General features: G+C 63.4%; 13 protein-coding genes. 10 read left to right on the top strand and 3 right to left on the bottom strand.

What is annotated here, in order from left to right; all coding sequences use genetic code 11:
• The first annotated feature begins 32 nt into the window (after positions 1-32).
• From J3R84_RS19535 to J3R84_RS19515, 5 genes are all read left to right on the top strand, one after another.
• Positions 33-1970 (top strand): bifunctional 5-dehydro-2-deoxygluconokinase/5-dehydro-2-deoxyphosphogluconate aldolase, encoded by a 1938-nt coding sequence (locus J3R84_RS19535; RefSeq protein WP_025425643.1) that lies wholly within the window; start codon positions 33-35, stop codon positions 1968-1970.
• An 88-nt stretch (positions 1971-2058) separates the two neighbouring features.
• Positions 2059-3912, top strand: a complete 1854-nt coding sequence (gene iolD, locus J3R84_RS19530) for a 3D-(3,5/4)-trihydroxycyclohexane-1,2-dione acylhydrolase (decyclizing) (RefSeq protein WP_025425642.1) — start codon at positions 2059-2061, stop codon at positions 3910-3912.
• 244 nt (positions 3913-4156) lie between these two features.
• Positions 4157-5059 carry a myo-inosose-2 dehydratase gene (gene iolE / locus J3R84_RS19525; protein WP_025425641.1) on the top strand — a complete coding sequence of 301 codons (903 nt, stop codon included), beginning with the start codon at positions 4157-4159 and terminating at the stop codon, positions 5057-5059.
• A 235-nt stretch (positions 5060-5294) separates the two neighbouring features.
• Complete coding sequence (iolB, locus tag J3R84_RS19520) at positions 5295-6095, top strand: 5-deoxy-glucuronate isomerase (protein WP_025425640.1); 801 nt, start codon at positions 5295-5297, stop codon at positions 6093-6095.
• Positions 6096-6311: 216 nt separating this feature from the next.
• Positions 6312-6716, top strand: a complete 405-nt coding sequence (locus J3R84_RS19515) for a GFA family protein (RefSeq protein ID WP_025425639.1) — start codon at positions 6312-6314, stop codon at positions 6714-6716.
• A gap of 6 nt (positions 6717-6722) precedes the next feature.
• Here J3R84_RS19515 and J3R84_RS19510 read toward each other — a convergent pair whose 3' ends face one another.
• Complete coding sequence (locus tag J3R84_RS19510) at positions 6723-7427, bottom strand: DUF2268 domain-containing putative Zn-dependent protease (RefSeq protein WP_025425638.1); 705 nt, start codon at positions 7425-7427, stop codon at positions 6723-6725.
• A gap of 229 nt (positions 7428-7656) precedes the next feature.
• On the opposite strand from J3R84_RS19510, the gene J3R84_RS19505 reads away from it, so the two are divergent.
• The 4 genes from J3R84_RS19505 (at position 7657) to J3R84_RS19490 (ending at position 10792) form a co-directional block, all read left to right on the top strand.
• The gene (locus J3R84_RS19505; RefSeq protein ID WP_025425637.1) at positions 7657-8469 is read left to right on the top strand and encodes an AraC family transcriptional regulator; all 813 of its coding nucleotides are present in this window, start codon (positions 7657-7659) and stop codon (positions 8467-8469) included.
• A gap of 152 nt (positions 8470-8621) precedes the next feature.
• Positions 8622-9524, top strand: coding sequence for a DMT family transporter (locus tag J3R84_RS19500; protein WP_025425636.1), 903 nt, complete (start codon positions 8622-8624; stop codon positions 9522-9524).
• 34 nt (positions 9525-9558) lie between these two features.
• Positions 9559-10269 carry a B3/B4 domain-containing protein gene (locus tag J3R84_RS19495; RefSeq protein ID WP_025425635.1) on the top strand — a complete coding sequence of 237 codons (711 nt, stop codon included), beginning with the start codon at positions 9559-9561 and terminating at the stop codon, positions 10267-10269.
• A gap of 154 nt (positions 10270-10423) precedes the next feature.
• On the top strand, positions 10424-10792 hold the full coding sequence (locus J3R84_RS19490) for a hypothetical protein (protein ID WP_225906196.1): 369 nt from the start codon (positions 10424-10426) through the stop codon (positions 10790-10792).
• Between the two features lie 61 nt (positions 10793-10853).
• On the opposite strand, the gene J3R84_RS19485 is transcribed toward J3R84_RS19490, so the two are convergent.
• A complete protein-coding gene (locus J3R84_RS19485; RefSeq protein ID WP_025425633.1) occupies positions 10854-12437 on the bottom strand; it encodes a peptide chain release factor 3 in 1584 nt (527 codons plus the stop codon).
• Between the two features lie 96 nt (positions 12438-12533).
• Here J3R84_RS19485 and dut point away from each other — a divergent pair, with 96 nt between their 5' ends.
• Entirely contained in the window at positions 12534-13001 is a 468-nt protein-coding gene (gene dut / locus J3R84_RS19480; protein WP_107026886.1) for a dUTP diphosphatase, read from the top strand.
• A 64-nt stretch (positions 13002-13065) separates the two neighbouring features.
• On the opposite strand, the gene J3R84_RS19475 is transcribed toward dut, so the two are convergent.
• Positions 13066-13503, bottom strand: coding sequence for an Lrp/AsnC family transcriptional regulator (locus J3R84_RS19475; RefSeq protein WP_025425631.1), 438 nt, complete (start codon positions 13501-13503; stop codon positions 13066-13068).
• Between the last annotated feature and the right edge of the window lie 108 nt (positions 13504-13611).

Genomic DNA, 13611 nt, shown 5'->3' with positions numbered 1-13611 from the left:
GGGGCCGCAAAGGCGTCCGCGGGGAGGAAGCAGTGAGCCAGAACGTTTCGCCACAGGGAGCAAAGCCGCTCGACCTCATCACCATAGGCCGGGCATCGGTCGACCTCTATGGCCAGCAGATCGGCACCCGGCTTGAGGACGTTGCGAGCTTTGCCAAATCGGTCGGCGGCTGCCCCTGCAACATCTCCGTCGGCACCGCGCGGCTCGGGTTGAAGTCGGCGCTTTTGACCCGCGTCGGCGACGAGCAGATGGGCCGTTTCATTCGTGAGCAGCTGACCCGCGAAGGCGTCGAGACCCGCGGCATGGTAACCGACCCGGAGCGCCTGACGGCGCTCGCCATCCTCGCCGTCGAGAACGACAAGTCCTTTCCGCTGCTGTTCTACCGCGACAACTGCGCCGACAATGCGCTGTGCGAAGACGACGTTTCTGAAGACTTCATTCGTTCGGCGCGGGCCATCCTGGTTTCCGGCACGCACTTTTCCAAGCCCAACACCGATGCGGCGCAGCGCAAGGCGATGCGTATCGCCAAGGAAAACGGCGCGAAGATCGTCTTCGACATCGACTACCGCCCGAACCTCTGGGGCCTTGCCGGCCATGATGCCGGCGAAAGCCGCTACATCGCCTCCGACCGCGTCTCGGCCCATCTGAAGACAGTTCTCGCCGACTGCGACCTGATCGTCGGCACCGAGGAAGAAGTGTTGATCGCGTCGGGCGAAAGCGACCTGCTGCAAGCGCTGAAGACGATCCGGGCGCTGTCCACGGCGACGATCGTCCTGAAGCGCGGCCCGATGGGCTGTATCGTCTATGACGGTCCGATTTCCGATAACCTCGAAGACGGCATCGTCGGCAAGGGTTTCCCGATCGAAGTCTACAATGTGCTCGGCGCCGGAGACGCCTTCATGTCCGGCTTCCTGCGCGGCTGGCTGAAGAACGAACCGCATGCGACCTCCGCGACCTGGGCCAACGCCTGCGGCGCCTTTGCCGTCTCCCGCCTGCTCTGCGCGCCTGAGATCCCGACCTGGACCGAGCTGCAGTTCTTCCTGGAGAAGGGCAGCAAGGAACGGGCGCTGCGCAAGGACGAGGCGATCAATCACGTGCATTGGGCGACCACGCGCCGCCGCGAAATCCCGCTGTTGATGGCGCTGGCGATCGACCATCGCAGCCAGCTGGAAGATGTGGCCGCCGGCAACCCGGAGCTACTTGCCCGCATCCCGGCCTTCAAGGTTCTGGCAGTCAAGGCGGCGGCACAGGTGGCGGCCGGCCGTTCCGGCTTCGGCATGTTGATCGACGACAAATACGGCCGCGACGCGCTTTATGCTGCCGGCGCCCACCGCGACTTCTGGATCGGCAAGCCGATCGAGCTTCCGGGCTCGCGGCCGCTGCAGTTCGAATTCAGCCAGGACCTCGGCAGCCGCCTGATCGACTGGCCGGTCGACCACTGCATCAAGGTGCTGTCCTTCTACCATCCGGACGACCCGGCCGAGATGAAAGCGACGCAGGTGGCCAAGCTGCGCTCGGCCTTCGAGGCGGCTCGCAAGGTCGGCCGCGAAATCCTGATCGAGATCATCGCCGGCAAACACGGCAAGCTCGACGACCAGACCATTCCGCGCGCGCTCAACGAGCTTTACGATGCCGGCCTCAAGCCCGACTGGTGGAAGCTCGAGCCGCAGGCAAGCCGCAGCGCCTGGGCAGCGATCGATGCGGTCATCGAAAAGCGCGATCCGCTCTGCCGCGGCGTCGTGCTGCTCGGCCTCGAAGCCCCCTACGAGGCGCTGAAGGACGGCTTTGCCGCGGCCCGCACATCGAAGACGGTCAAGGGTTTTGCCGTCGGCCGCACCATCTTTGCCGATGCCAGCAAGGCCTGGCTCGGCGGCACCATGACCGACGAGCAGGCGATCGCCGACATGGCCGGAAAATTCAAGGCGCTGGTGGATCTCTGGCTGCAACTGGGTGAAACAAAGGCGGCGTAGGATCGGCGGAGTCCTTAACTCGATTCCGATCTGAGAAATTATACAGTCGGCGAAACGGGACGATTTCGCCACGAGGAGGAAACAGAGTATGAGCCAGAAGACCGTGCGCCTGACCATGGCACAGGCCGTGGCGCGGTTCCTGACCCGCCAGATGACCGTCATCGACGGCAACAAGGTACCGATCTTCGGCGGCGTCTTCGCCATCTTCGGCCATGGCAACGTCGCCGGCGTCGGCGAGGCGCTGCACGGCATCAAGGATACGCTGCCCACCTACCGCGCCCAGAACGAGCAGGGCATGGCCAATGCCGCGATCGCCTTTGCCAAGGCGAGCTTCCGCCGCCGCTTCATGGCCTGCACCACCTCGATCGGCCCCGGGGCGCTGAACATGGTGACGTCGGCAGCCCTTGCCCACGTCAACCGCCTGCCCGTTCTTTTCCTGCCCGGCGATGTCTTCGCCAATCGAAGGCCCGATCCGGTGCTGCAGCAGGTGGAAGGTTTTGCCGACGGCACGATCTCGGCCAACGACTGCTTCCGTCCGGTTTCGCGCTATTTCGACCGCATCACCCGGCCGGAGCAGATCATCCCGGCGCTGCGTCGCGCCATGCAGGTTTTGACGGATCCGGCCGATTGCGGCCCGGTCACGCTCTCGCTTTGCCAGGACGTGCAGGCGGAAGCCTATGACTATCCGGAAGCCTTCTTCGACGAGAAGGTCTGGTCTTCGCGCCGCATCGAGCCCGATGCCGATGAGCTCGCCTCTGCTATTGCTGCGCTGAAGGCAGCCGAGAAGCCGGTGATCGTCGCCGGCGGCGGCGTGCTCTATTCGGAAGCCAGCAAGGCGCTGGCCGCCTTCGCGGAAAAGCATGGCATTCCGGTTGTCGAGACCCAGGCCGGCAAGTCCTCCCTGCCGCACAGCCATCCGCTCAACATGGGTTCGGTCGGCGTCACCGGCACGTCAGCCTCCAACCAGCTGGCGGAAGCGGCCGACGTCGTGCTCGCCGTCGGCTCGCGGCTGCAGGACTTCACCACCGGCTCCTGGTCGCTGTTCAAGAACGAAGGGCTGAAGATCGTCGGCCTCAATGTCCAGCCGTTCGATGCGGCCAAGCATGAGGGGCTGCCGCTGGTCGCCGATGCGCGCATCGGCCTCGAACGCATTTCCGCCGGGCTCGGCAATCACAAGGCCGACACCGCCTGGACCGACAAGGCCAAGGCCGGCAAGGCCGAGTGGCTGAAGGCCGCCGACAAGGCGACGGCAACCACGAATGCGGCGCTGCCTTCGGACGCACAGGTCATCGGTGCGGTCCAGCGTGCACGCGGCGGAGCGGAGACGGTCCTCGTCTGTGCGGCAGGCGGGCTGCCCGGCGAGTTGCACAAGCTCTGGCAGGCGGAAACGCCCGGCGGCTACCACATGGAATACGGCTTCTCGACCATGGGCTATGAAGTCGCAGGCGGCCTCGGCGCCAAGCTCGCCCGCCCCGACAGCGACGTCATCGTCATGGTCGGCGACGGCAGCTACATGATGCTGAATTCAGAGATCGCCTCGTCGATCATGCTCGGCGCCAAGATCACCATCGTGCTGCTCGACAATGCCGGCTACGGCTGCATCAACCGGCTGCAGATGGCAACCGGCGGTGCCAACTTCAACAACCTCTTGCGCGACACGCACCATGTCGAGCTGCCGGTGATCGATTTCGCTGCGCACGCCGCGGCGATGGGCGCGCTCACCCGCAAGGTCGGCTCGATTTCCGAACTGGAATCGGCGCTGAAGGAAACGGCAGGCGAAGCCCGCACGACCGTGATCGTCATCGACACCGATCCGCTGATCACCACCGACGAAGGCGGCCATTGGTGGGATGTCGCAGTCCCCGAGGTTTCCAACCGTACGGAAGTCAACGAGGCCCGCAAGGGCTACGAGAAGGCGCTGACCTCCCAGCGCTTTGGCTGAGATTGCCCTTTCGGCGCCCGCGTTGTCCACGTGGGCGCCGTTGCGCATTTATGCCCCTCACCCTAACCGTCTCCCCGCCTGCGGGGAGAGGGAACTTCGGAGAGCGCGGCATATCCCTTCTCCTGCAAGCGGGGAGAAGGTGGCGGCAGCCGGATGAGGAGCCATCGTCGCCCTCCCCTGCCGTACGAGTGAGACACAACAAACCTTCCGCCCCAAGCGGATGACGCAAGAGAAAGTGAAAGACATGATCCGCTACGGAACCAATCCGATCGCCTGGAGCAACGACGACGATCATTCGATCGGCGCGCATCTGACGCTCGAGGATTGCCTCTCCGATTGCCAGAAGATCGGCTTCGACGGCATCGAGAAGGGCCACAAGATGCCTTCCGATCCGGAAGCACTGAAGGCAAAGCTCGCCTCCTACGACCTCGTCTTCGTCTCCGGCTGGCACTCGACCAACCTGCTCACCCATGACGTCGAGACAGAGAAGAAGGCGATCCAGCCGCATCTCGACCTCCTGAAGCACAATGGCTGCAAGGTGGCGATCGTCTGCGAGACCTCGAACGCCATTCACGGCGATGACACCAAGTCGGTCGCCAACGACAAGCCGGTGCTGCCGGCAGACCAGTGGAAGAAATTCGGTGCAGACCTCGAAGCGATCGCGCAATATTGCGCCGACCAGGGCGTCGATCTCGTCTACCATCACCACATGGGCACGATCGTCCAGACCGGCGAGGAAATCGACCTGTTGATGCAGAACACCGGTCCGGCAACCAAGCTTTTGCTCGACACCGGCCATGCCTGGTTCGGCGGCTCCGACCCGGCCGAGGTTGCGAAAAAATGCATGCACCGCGTCCGCCATATCCATTGCAAGAACGTGCGCACTGCCGTGCGCAAGGTCGTCGAAGGCGAAGGCCTCTCCTTCCTCGAAGGCGTGCGCCGCGGCGTCTTCACCGTTCCGGGCGACAGCGAAGGCGGCGTCGATTTCCTCCCCGTCCTGAAAATCGCCGCCGAACACAATTACGATGGCTGGCTGGTGATCGAAGCCGAGCAGGATTCCGCCGTGCGCAATCCCTTCGAGTATCAGTCGCTCGGACTGAAATCGCTGAAGGCGTTTGCCAAGGAAGCCGGGCTCGATCGGGCTTAGCAGCCCCTCATCCGGCTGCCAGGTTCGAGGGGAACGCCCCTCATCCGGCTGCCGCCACCTTCTCCCGCTCGCGCGGAGAAGGGAAATGCCGCTAGCTCCGCGCCCCCCCTCGCAGCGTAAGGCGAAGAAGATCAGGCGCACTCCAGAATCCCCTCTCCCCGCTTGCGGGGAGAGGGCTAGGGTGAGGGGCAGGCCAAGAATGCCGCCGCCAAGTAAGAAGTCAGGAGACCCCCAAATGTCCAAACTGCTCGTCAAACCGAAGGCCAAGTCCGGCCTGATGCAGAACGTCACACCCGAAAGCGCCGGCTGGACCTATGTCGGTTTCGCGCTCAATCGGCTGAAGCCGGGCGAGACGACGCAGGGCGAGGCGGGCGACAAGGAAATTTGCCTTGTGCTGGTTTCGGGCAAGGCGAAGGTTTCGGTCGATGGCGAGGATTTCGGCGAGCTCGGTGAGCGCATGACGCCGTTCGAGGGGCAGCCCTATGCCGTCTACGTGCCGAAGGGCAGCCGCTGGCAAGTGGCGGCGACGACCGATCTCGATCTTGCGATCTGCTCGGCCCCGGGCGGCGAGGGTTTCAAGGCCAAGGTGATCAAGCCGGGAACACACCCGCAGCTGACCCGCGGCAAGGGCACCAACACCCGCTATGTCACCAACATCATGCCCGAGGACGACAGCTCCGCCCAGTCGCTGCTGGTGGTCGAAGTGATCACGCCGGGCGGACACACCTCTTCCTACCCGCCGCACAAGCACGACCAGGACGATCTGCCCGCCGAGAGCTACCTGGAAGAAACCTATTATCACCGCCTGAACCCGCCGCAGGGATTTGCCGTGCAGCGCGTCTATACCGACGATCGCTCGCTGGACGAGACCATGGCGGTGGAAGACGGGGACGTGACGCTGGTGCCGAGGGGATATCACCCCGTTGCGGCCGTGCACGGCTACGACGTCTATTATCTCAACGTCATGGCCGGGCCGAAGCGGGTCTGGAAGTTCCACAACGCCCGCGAACACGAGTGGCTGTTTACCGGCGTTTAGGAGCGACGTGGCGCACCTACCGATCAGGACCTTAGGTGTGCGCCGATCCGTACGGCACCGTGCCGTACCGTTGCACTGGGATGGACGGAAGCGGGCCGCCCCAGAGCCGTTAGTGCGAAGCGGCTTTCCTTCAGGAAATGCGAAAAATGGAGCGTTTCCGTGACTCCGTTTAGGACGGAAACGCTCTAGGTTATGGTCTTTCAGGGAGGCTTTGCCATGCGGATCGACGGACAATGCCATTGCGGCTTCGTGACCTATGAGGCGGAGATCGATCCGGACGATGTCGCGATCTGCCACTGCACCGATTGCCAGCAACTGACGGGAACGGCCTACCGGGTGTCGGCCGGCACGGCCCGCGAGAATTTCCGACTGACCGGGGGCGAACCAAAGCTCTACGTCAAGACCGCAGAGAACGGCCGCAAGCGGCTGCAGTTCTTCTGCCCGAACTGCGGTTCGCCGGTTTACACCACCGGCACGGACGAGGACGCCGAAGAGGTCGGCATTCGCCTCGGGACGATCAACCAGCGCCGTGAGCTCACCCCGAAATCACAGATCTGGCGCTCGTCCGCCCTGCCCTGGATCAACGACGTCGGTGCACTGCCCGGTCACGACAGGGATTAATCCCGGTCATGCCTCGGCCGTCATCCTTATTTTCAAGTGTGCCCAGGCTTGGCCGATCACCTCGGGTGCCGGGGTTCCGGTCATCTGCGACGGACGCGCGTCCGGGTTGGCCGCGAGGTAGGCTTTGACGAGATGATAGCCGATCGAATAACCGGCCCAGCGGGGAAGCGGGTTGCCATGGCTGCTCCAGCCGAAGAACCAGGCGCTGTGGTTGTAGGCGTCGGCCCAGAGCTCCAGCTCGGCCTGCTCGATAACCCCCAACCAGTCTTCGGCAGGGATAGCGTGGTTCCAGCGATTGCCATCGCCACCGTTGATCTCGGCGTCGAAAGCGTCCGCCAGGCCCTCGGTGACCAAGACTTCTCCCAGCCTGAAACCATAACCGCACATCGCGTGGCGGAAGGAATGGTGAAGTTCGTGCGTGAGCGTCTTTCGCAGCTCGCCATTGGCGAGACTGGCGGCGAAGTTGGGATTGTCCGGATCGAGCGTGACCGTCACGAGCCCGCGGCGGTAGCAGGCACCCGACAACCCAAGCTCCGGAATCGTCTCGCCCGGCCGGCGCTCGACGATGACATCGACGGGCGCAGCCCTGTCGGCCGCGGAAACGCGGCCGCCGACACGCTCTGCCGTCACTTGCACGTCTGCGAGGATCTGCTCGCGCCATTGTGCAAGGGCTCCATCGGCTTCGAGGAAGTGAACGCGCAGGTCCAGCATTCGGCACATCTCCGGTCGTCATCGTCATTCGACGGCGGAATTTAAGCATGCGGCCGTCGATTGCAACGCCGGAAGGACAAAAGCATCAGCCCATGCCTGCGCCCATTGTCGCGCCGACCTTGCGGCCGTCGCAGCGGTTACAGTCGATCGCCATGGCCGGAAAGGCGCGGCCGGTGTAAGAAAGAACTGAAACATCCGACGGGCCACCAGTGCCCGACCAGGCGAGGCGATGGCAAAGGGCCGATTCACGATATTCCCCGGCCGCATTGGCGGCATCGAGGCCGTCGAGGCGGCGTCGGGGCACGTGTTTGCCCGCCACACGCATGAGCAATTCGGCATCGGCCTCATCCACCAGGGCGCCCAGAAATCGCTGAGCGGTCGCGGCATGGTGGAAGCCGGCGCCGGCGACATGATCACGGTCAACCCCGGCGAGGTCCATGACGGCATGCCGATCGGCGATGCGGGACGGTCCTGGCGGATGCTCTATTTCGAGCCTTCCGCAATCGCCGACGCCATGGAGGACATCAGCCAGGGCAGGACGCGAAGTGCAGAATTCACCGCTCCCGCCTTCCATGATGAGCGAACGTCGAAACACTTCCAGGCTCTTTTTAGCGCGATCACCGCACCCGATGGCGATCGGACGGGGATGCAGGGCGAGGAGCACGTCCTGACGCTGCTGGCCGATGTGATGCGCGTGCGTGAGGGGAAAACGCATGGCGGACATGTGCCGTCGGCGATGCGCAGAGCGCAAAGCCTGATCGACGACGATCCGACCGTCGCCATCACCCTGTCCGACCTTGCGCAGGCAACCGGCCTCAGCCGATTTCAGGTGGTGCGCGGTTTTTCGAAAACCTTCGGGCTCACGCCGCATGCCTATCTCGTGCAACGCCGCATCGATCTGGCGCGGCGGCTGATTGCGCGGGGCGTGCCGCTTGCCGAGGCGGCAGTGGAAGGCGGCTTTGCCGACCAGAGCCACATGACCCGAATCTTCGTGCGCAAGTACGGCATTTCGCCGGGCGCCTATGCCGATGCATTCCATTGACCTGAAGACGCGCTTTGCGTTCTTGTTTTCGCGGATGTCGTCAATGCAGAATCGCTACACAGTTTTGCTCGCCACGCCTTAACGCCTGCAATTCCGTTCAAGACCGAAAGATCCGGATGAGGTTTTCTGCGCGCCAACGCAGGAGTGGCCGCATGACGGAAAAAATTCAGGGATACCTCTACCTCTCGCTGGCGATGATCACGGTCGGCAGCACGGTGATTGCCAGCAAGCTGATCGCTTCCGGCTTACCGCCGTTTAGCGCCACCGCCTTGCGCTTCGCGGTCGCCTTTCCGCTGTTCTTCACCTTGGTGCGACTGACCGGCACGCCTTGGCCAAGGTTGGAGCGGCGCGAGTGGCTGATCCTGCTCTTGCAGGCCGGAGCCGGCAGCGTCGGCTACACGACACTTCTGATTGCCGGGTTGCGCTACAGTTCGGCGACGGATGCCGGCGTCGTTATCGGCACTCTACCGGTCGTCTCTGCCGGAATCGCCATCCTGCTGCTCGGCGAACGGCCCAGCCGCTCGACCCTTGTCGCGATCGGGCTGGCGGCAGCGGGCGTTCTGACCATCGTGCTTCGGCCCGACGATGGTGCACACCATTCGCCGCTCGGCATCACTCTCGTCTTCGGCGCGGTGATCTGCGAAGGGCTGTTCATCCTGATCAACAAACGCATCCGAACGCCGATCGCACCTCTCGCCTTGTCCACCATCATGGCCGGCATGGGCGTTGCCGTCGCCATCGTGCCCGCTCTGTTCGAAGCGCCGTCGCAGCAAGGGGTCACGATGCAGTCGCTGGCAGCCGTGCTTTATTATGCCCTGGTCCCGACCGTTGCCGGCTTCATCCTCTGGTACGCAGGATCCGCCAGGGTGAGCGGAACGGAAGCCTCGGTTTTCACCGCTCTTGCACCCGTCTCCGCCGTGCTGCTGGCCTTCGTCATTCTCGGCGAACCCGTCAGCATCAACCAGCTCGCCGGCATCGGCTGCGTGCTTGTCGCCGTCCTCAGTCTTGCCATGCCGCATTTCCGGCCCAAGACTGCCGGCCAAACGCAGAGCTGACGCCGTCATCATCTCTTCCACTTCGAGGCATCCCATGCATTTCCAGCATTCAGACAGCATCTGGCGTGATTTTCCCGAGCTTGCAGCCGGCGCGCTCCACGTCGAGGGCATTCGCAGCGACGTTTCGGTCGCCGATGCCGTCGAGCGGTTTCAGGCGATCGCCAGGGACGTTCTTGCAACGCGCGCCGAAGGCGAACTTGCGGAAATTCAGGCGTGGCGCCGCACCTTCGCCAGGATGGGACTGAAGCCGACGCAGTATCGCTGCGCGTCCGAAGCCTTGCTGCGCCGGTTCAGGAAGGAGGGCGACCTGCCGTCGATCCATCCGTTGATCGACCTGTGCAACGCCGTGTCGCTGGCCTTTGCCATGCCCATCGCCGTCTTCGACGTTTCCCGCATCTCCGGCAATCTCGAGGTTACCCGCGCGGGCGGAGACGAGGTCTATGCAACCTTCTCCGGTGAAACGGAACACCCTGAACCTGATGAAGTGATCTTTCGCGATGCGGAGGGACGCGCCCATGCGCGCCGATGGACCAACCGGCAAAGCGGCTATTCGGCGATCCACCCGCAGACCACGTCGGCCCTCATCGTCGCGGAGGCGCTGCATGAAACCGCAGCGGCTGACGTGGCCGAACTCGTTGCCGCATTGGAGGAAGCCATCGCCGCCGCCTGGCATGTCCGCCCGACCTCTATGCTGCTCAGCCGAGCGGCGCCGCGGTTTGCCTTTGCCACACATGAGAGTCTTTGACGCAAGGCCACCGGTCATACTATCGCAGCCTCCCGGCAGCCTGCAGCGCCCCACGTCAAAAGGGGCGCGATGCTGCCGTTCTTTAAATTTGCCGCAAAGTTCCGCCTTTAACTCGACCCCGATTTAAGGATCATGCGGCGAGCAAGAGGCGATGATGACTGAAGGTACGCGATCAAAACTCGGTCTGGCGCGGCGAATGCTGTTCGATAATGGCGGGCTCGAAGAGATTTTTCGCCATGTGCGCAACCTGGTGATGGCGACCTTGGTGATCGCCGCCGGCATGCATGCGATCGAGAATGGCCGCAGCCTGGAGATCAAGGGCCTGCCCAACATCGCCGTGGCGGGCTACATCGTCTCCGTCATCGGCACAGTCCTGTTTCTGCTCAACCTGGCGGATGGTCTGCACAGGCTGTCGAAGGTGCGCCGGCACCTGGCGCTGCAGATCCTGCTTTTGGCGATCTACGTCTTCATAACCCTCAGGGTGACGCAGCTGGTGCTGGCGCTGCGCATGTCGGCCTTCTGATCGGCCGATGGTCAGCCGGCGAACGCCGCCGGCTGACAGTGTCATCGTTCACGCCGCCTTCTCACGCCGCTTTGGCGACGTGATATTCCTTGATCGCGACCATCTTGATCGCGGGATAACGTTCAGCCTCATAGCGCAGCGAGAAGCTGTCCTGCGCCAGGAACACCGGGTCGCCGTCGAGGTCGCGGGCGATATCGCCGCGACGGGCAGTGACGAACTTGTCGAGGTCACCAGGCTGATCGGCCGAAATCCAGCGGCAGACGGAGAAGCGCGACATTTCGAAGGAGACAGGCAGGCCGTATTCGGCCTGCAGGCGCTCCTTCAGAACGTCGAGCTGCAGCGCGCCGACGACGCCGACGATCGCCGGTGAGCCGTCTTCCGGCGAGAACAGCTGCACGACGCCCTCCTCCGCCATCTGCTGCAGGGCTTCCTTCAGCTTCTTGGCCTTCATCGCATCCTCAAGTCGCACGCGGCGCAGGATTTCCGGCGAGAAGTTCGGCACGCCCTGGAAAACGAGATGTTCGCCTTCCGTGAGCGTGTCGCCGATGCGCAGGGTTCCGTGGTTCGGAATGCCGACGACATCGCCCGCATAGGCCGTGTCGGCCAGCTGGCGCTGTGAAGCGAAGAAGAACTGCGGGGCGCTCAGACCCAGCTGCTTGCCGGTGCGCGACAGCCGCGCCTTCATGCCGCGCTCCAGCTTGCCGGAGCAGACGCGCGCAAAGGCGATGCGGTCGCGGTGGTTCGGGTCCATGTTCGCCTGAATCTTGAAGACAAAGGCGGTCATCTTGTCGTCGGTCGCATGCACCGTGCGCGTGTCGGCAACCTGGTCGCGCGGCGGCGGGGCGATCTCGCCAAGCGCGTTGATCAGGTCGCGCACACCGTAGTTGCGGAGCGCCGAGCCGAAGAAGACCGGCGTCAGGTGACCTTCAAGGAAGGCTTTCTTGTCGAACGGCTTGCAGGCCTCGATCGCCAGCGACGTCTCTTCGATGAAAGCATCGCGCTCGTTTTCCGGCAGGCGGTGAGCCACCATCTCAGGACCGTTGACCCTGGTCAGCACTTCCTGCGTATCGGCACCGCGCACGGTGTTGTCGGCAAGGTGATAGGAGCCGCAGAAGGTCTTGGAGCGACCGATCGGCCAGGTCACCGGCGCACAATCGAGCGCCAGCTTTTCTTCGACTTCATCGAGGATCTCGAAGGGGTCACGGCTCTCGCGGTCCATCTTGTTGACGAAGGTGATGATCGGGATGTCGCGCATGCGGCAGACTTCGAACAGCTTCAGCGTCCGCGGCTCGATACCCTTTGCCGCGTCGATGACCATGATCGCCGCATCGACCGCCGTCAGCGTGCGGTAGGTGTCGTCGGCGAAGTCTTCGTGACCGGGGGTGTCGAGAATGTTGAAGACATTGCCGCCATATTCGAAGGTCATCACCGAGGTGACGACCGAGATGCCGCGCTCGCGCTCGATCTTCATCCAGTCCGAACGGGTCTGGATGCGATCCTTCTTGGCCTTGACCTCGCCGGCGAGTTGGATGGCGCCGCCGAACAGCAGCAGCTTTTCGGTGAGTGTGGTTTTACCCGCGTCCGGGTGGGCGATGATCGCAAATGTGCGGCGGCGGGAGACCGCCTCGGCGAGACTTTCGGCCATGTCGTAGATTCCTGTGAGTTGCGGCGTCTTTACAGGCTCAGCCCTCATTATGCAATTGACCGGCGCAGTGAGCGCCCGGCTTATGAAACGATGACCATGCACACGCCCCAGACAAAACCCGCCTTGACCTTCATCCGCCTGCCGCATGCCGAGGCGTTGGACCTGCCGGCCTATGAGACCGAGGGTGCTGCCGGCATGGACCTGCGCGCCGCAGTGGCAGTCGGCGAGCCGATGACGCTTGCGCCAGGAAAGCGGGCGCTGGTGCCGACCGGCTTCATCTTCGAGATCCCGGCCGGCTATGAGGCGCAGATCCGTCCGCGCTCGGGCCTTGCCTTCAAGCACGGCATCACCTGCCTCAACACTCCGGGCACGATCGACAGCGATTATCGCGGCGAGGTGAAGGTTCTGCTGGTCAACCTCGGCGACGAGGACTTCGTCATCGAACGCGGCATGCGCATTGCGCAGATGGTGATCGCGCCAGTGACACAGGTGAGCGTTCGGGAAGCCGACAGCGCCAGCGACACGGCACGCGGTGCCGGTGGCTTCGGCTCCACGGGCGTCTAGACCATTTCCAGGAAAAGTGCGAAGCGGTTTTCCGTCCGGAATTGCGTGATCTCGAAACGTTGGATCAGATAAGCGGCGGCAAGCGCCGCTTGACCGGTGTCGACTTGACGATCGACGTATTGGTCTGCGCCTTCTCGGCGATGCGATCGAGCAGCGTGTCCAGTTCCCCCATATCGCGCACGAACAGCTTGGCGATGAAGCAATCGTCGCCGGTGACCTTGTCGCATTCGACGATCTGCGGCGTCTCCTGGATCAATTTCTCGACGATATGCAGCATGCCCGGCATCGGCCGCACGCGGATGATCGCCTGCAGCGGATAACCAAGCTTCACCGGATTGAGGGCGATGGTGAAGCCGTCGAGGACGCCGCGTTCCTCCAGTTTGCGCAAACGTTCGGCGGCACTTGGCGAGGACAGACCCACCTCCTGCGCCAGCTCCTTCAGCGACACGCGCGCATTCGCCGCCAGGATACCCAGAATGCGGCGATCGAGTTCATCGAGCATGGGCAACCTCATAAGCCAAAAGATCGAAACCATCTTAGATGATGAGGTATAATAGCAGAAACACCTGCGATCCTCCATATAAACCTGCGCTCTGGCCGATTAATCTTG

The sequence above is a fragment of the Ensifer canadensis genome, from assembly GCF_017488845.2.
GTDB classification, from domain to species: Bacteria; Pseudomonadota; Alphaproteobacteria; order Rhizobiales; family Rhizobiaceae; genus Ensifer; species Ensifer canadensis.
This window is presented reverse-complemented; position numbering and strand designations above follow the sequence as displayed.

Coding starts and splice junctions, on each gene's coding strand:
- iolB (WP_025425640.1), top strand. CDS start 5,295: ATGTCCAAACTGCTCGTCAAACCGAAGGCCAAGTCCGGCCTGATGCAG.
- iolE (WP_025425641.1), top strand. CDS start 4,157: ATGATCCGCTACGGAACCAATCCGATCGCCTGGAGCAACGACGACGAT.
- J3R84_RS19515 (WP_025425639.1), top strand. CDS start 6,312: ATGCGGATCGACGGACAATGCCATTGCGGCTTCGTGACCTATGAGGCG.
- iolD (WP_025425642.1), top strand. CDS start 2,059: ATGAGCCAGAAGACCGTGCGCCTGACCATGGCACAGGCCGTGGCGCGG.
- dut (WP_107026886.1), top strand. CDS start 12,534: ATGCACACGCCCCAGACAAAACCCGCCTTGACCTTCATCCGCCTGCCG.
- J3R84_RS19510 (WP_025425638.1), bottom strand. CDS start 7,427: ATGCTGGACCTGCGCGTTCACTTCCTCGAAGCCGATGGAGCCCTTGCA.
- J3R84_RS19485 (WP_025425633.1), bottom strand. CDS start 12,437: ATGGCCGAAAGTCTCGCCGAGGCGGTCTCCCGCCGCCGCACATTTGCG.
- J3R84_RS19505 (WP_025425637.1), top strand. CDS start 7,657: ATGGCAAAGGGCCGATTCACGATATTCCCCGGCCGCATTGGCGGCATC.
- J3R84_RS19495 (WP_025425635.1), top strand. CDS start 9,559: ATGCATTTCCAGCATTCAGACAGCATCTGGCGTGATTTTCCCGAGCTT.
- J3R84_RS19475 (WP_025425631.1), bottom strand. CDS start 13,503: ATGCTCGATGAACTCGATCGCCGCATTCTGGGTATCCTGGCGGCGAAT.
- J3R84_RS19490 (WP_225906196.1), top strand. CDS start 10,424: ATGACTGAAGGTACGCGATCAAAACTCGGTCTGGCGCGGCGAATGCTG.
- J3R84_RS19500 (WP_025425636.1), top strand. CDS start 8,622: ATGACGGAAAAAATTCAGGGATACCTCTACCTCTCGCTGGCGATGATC.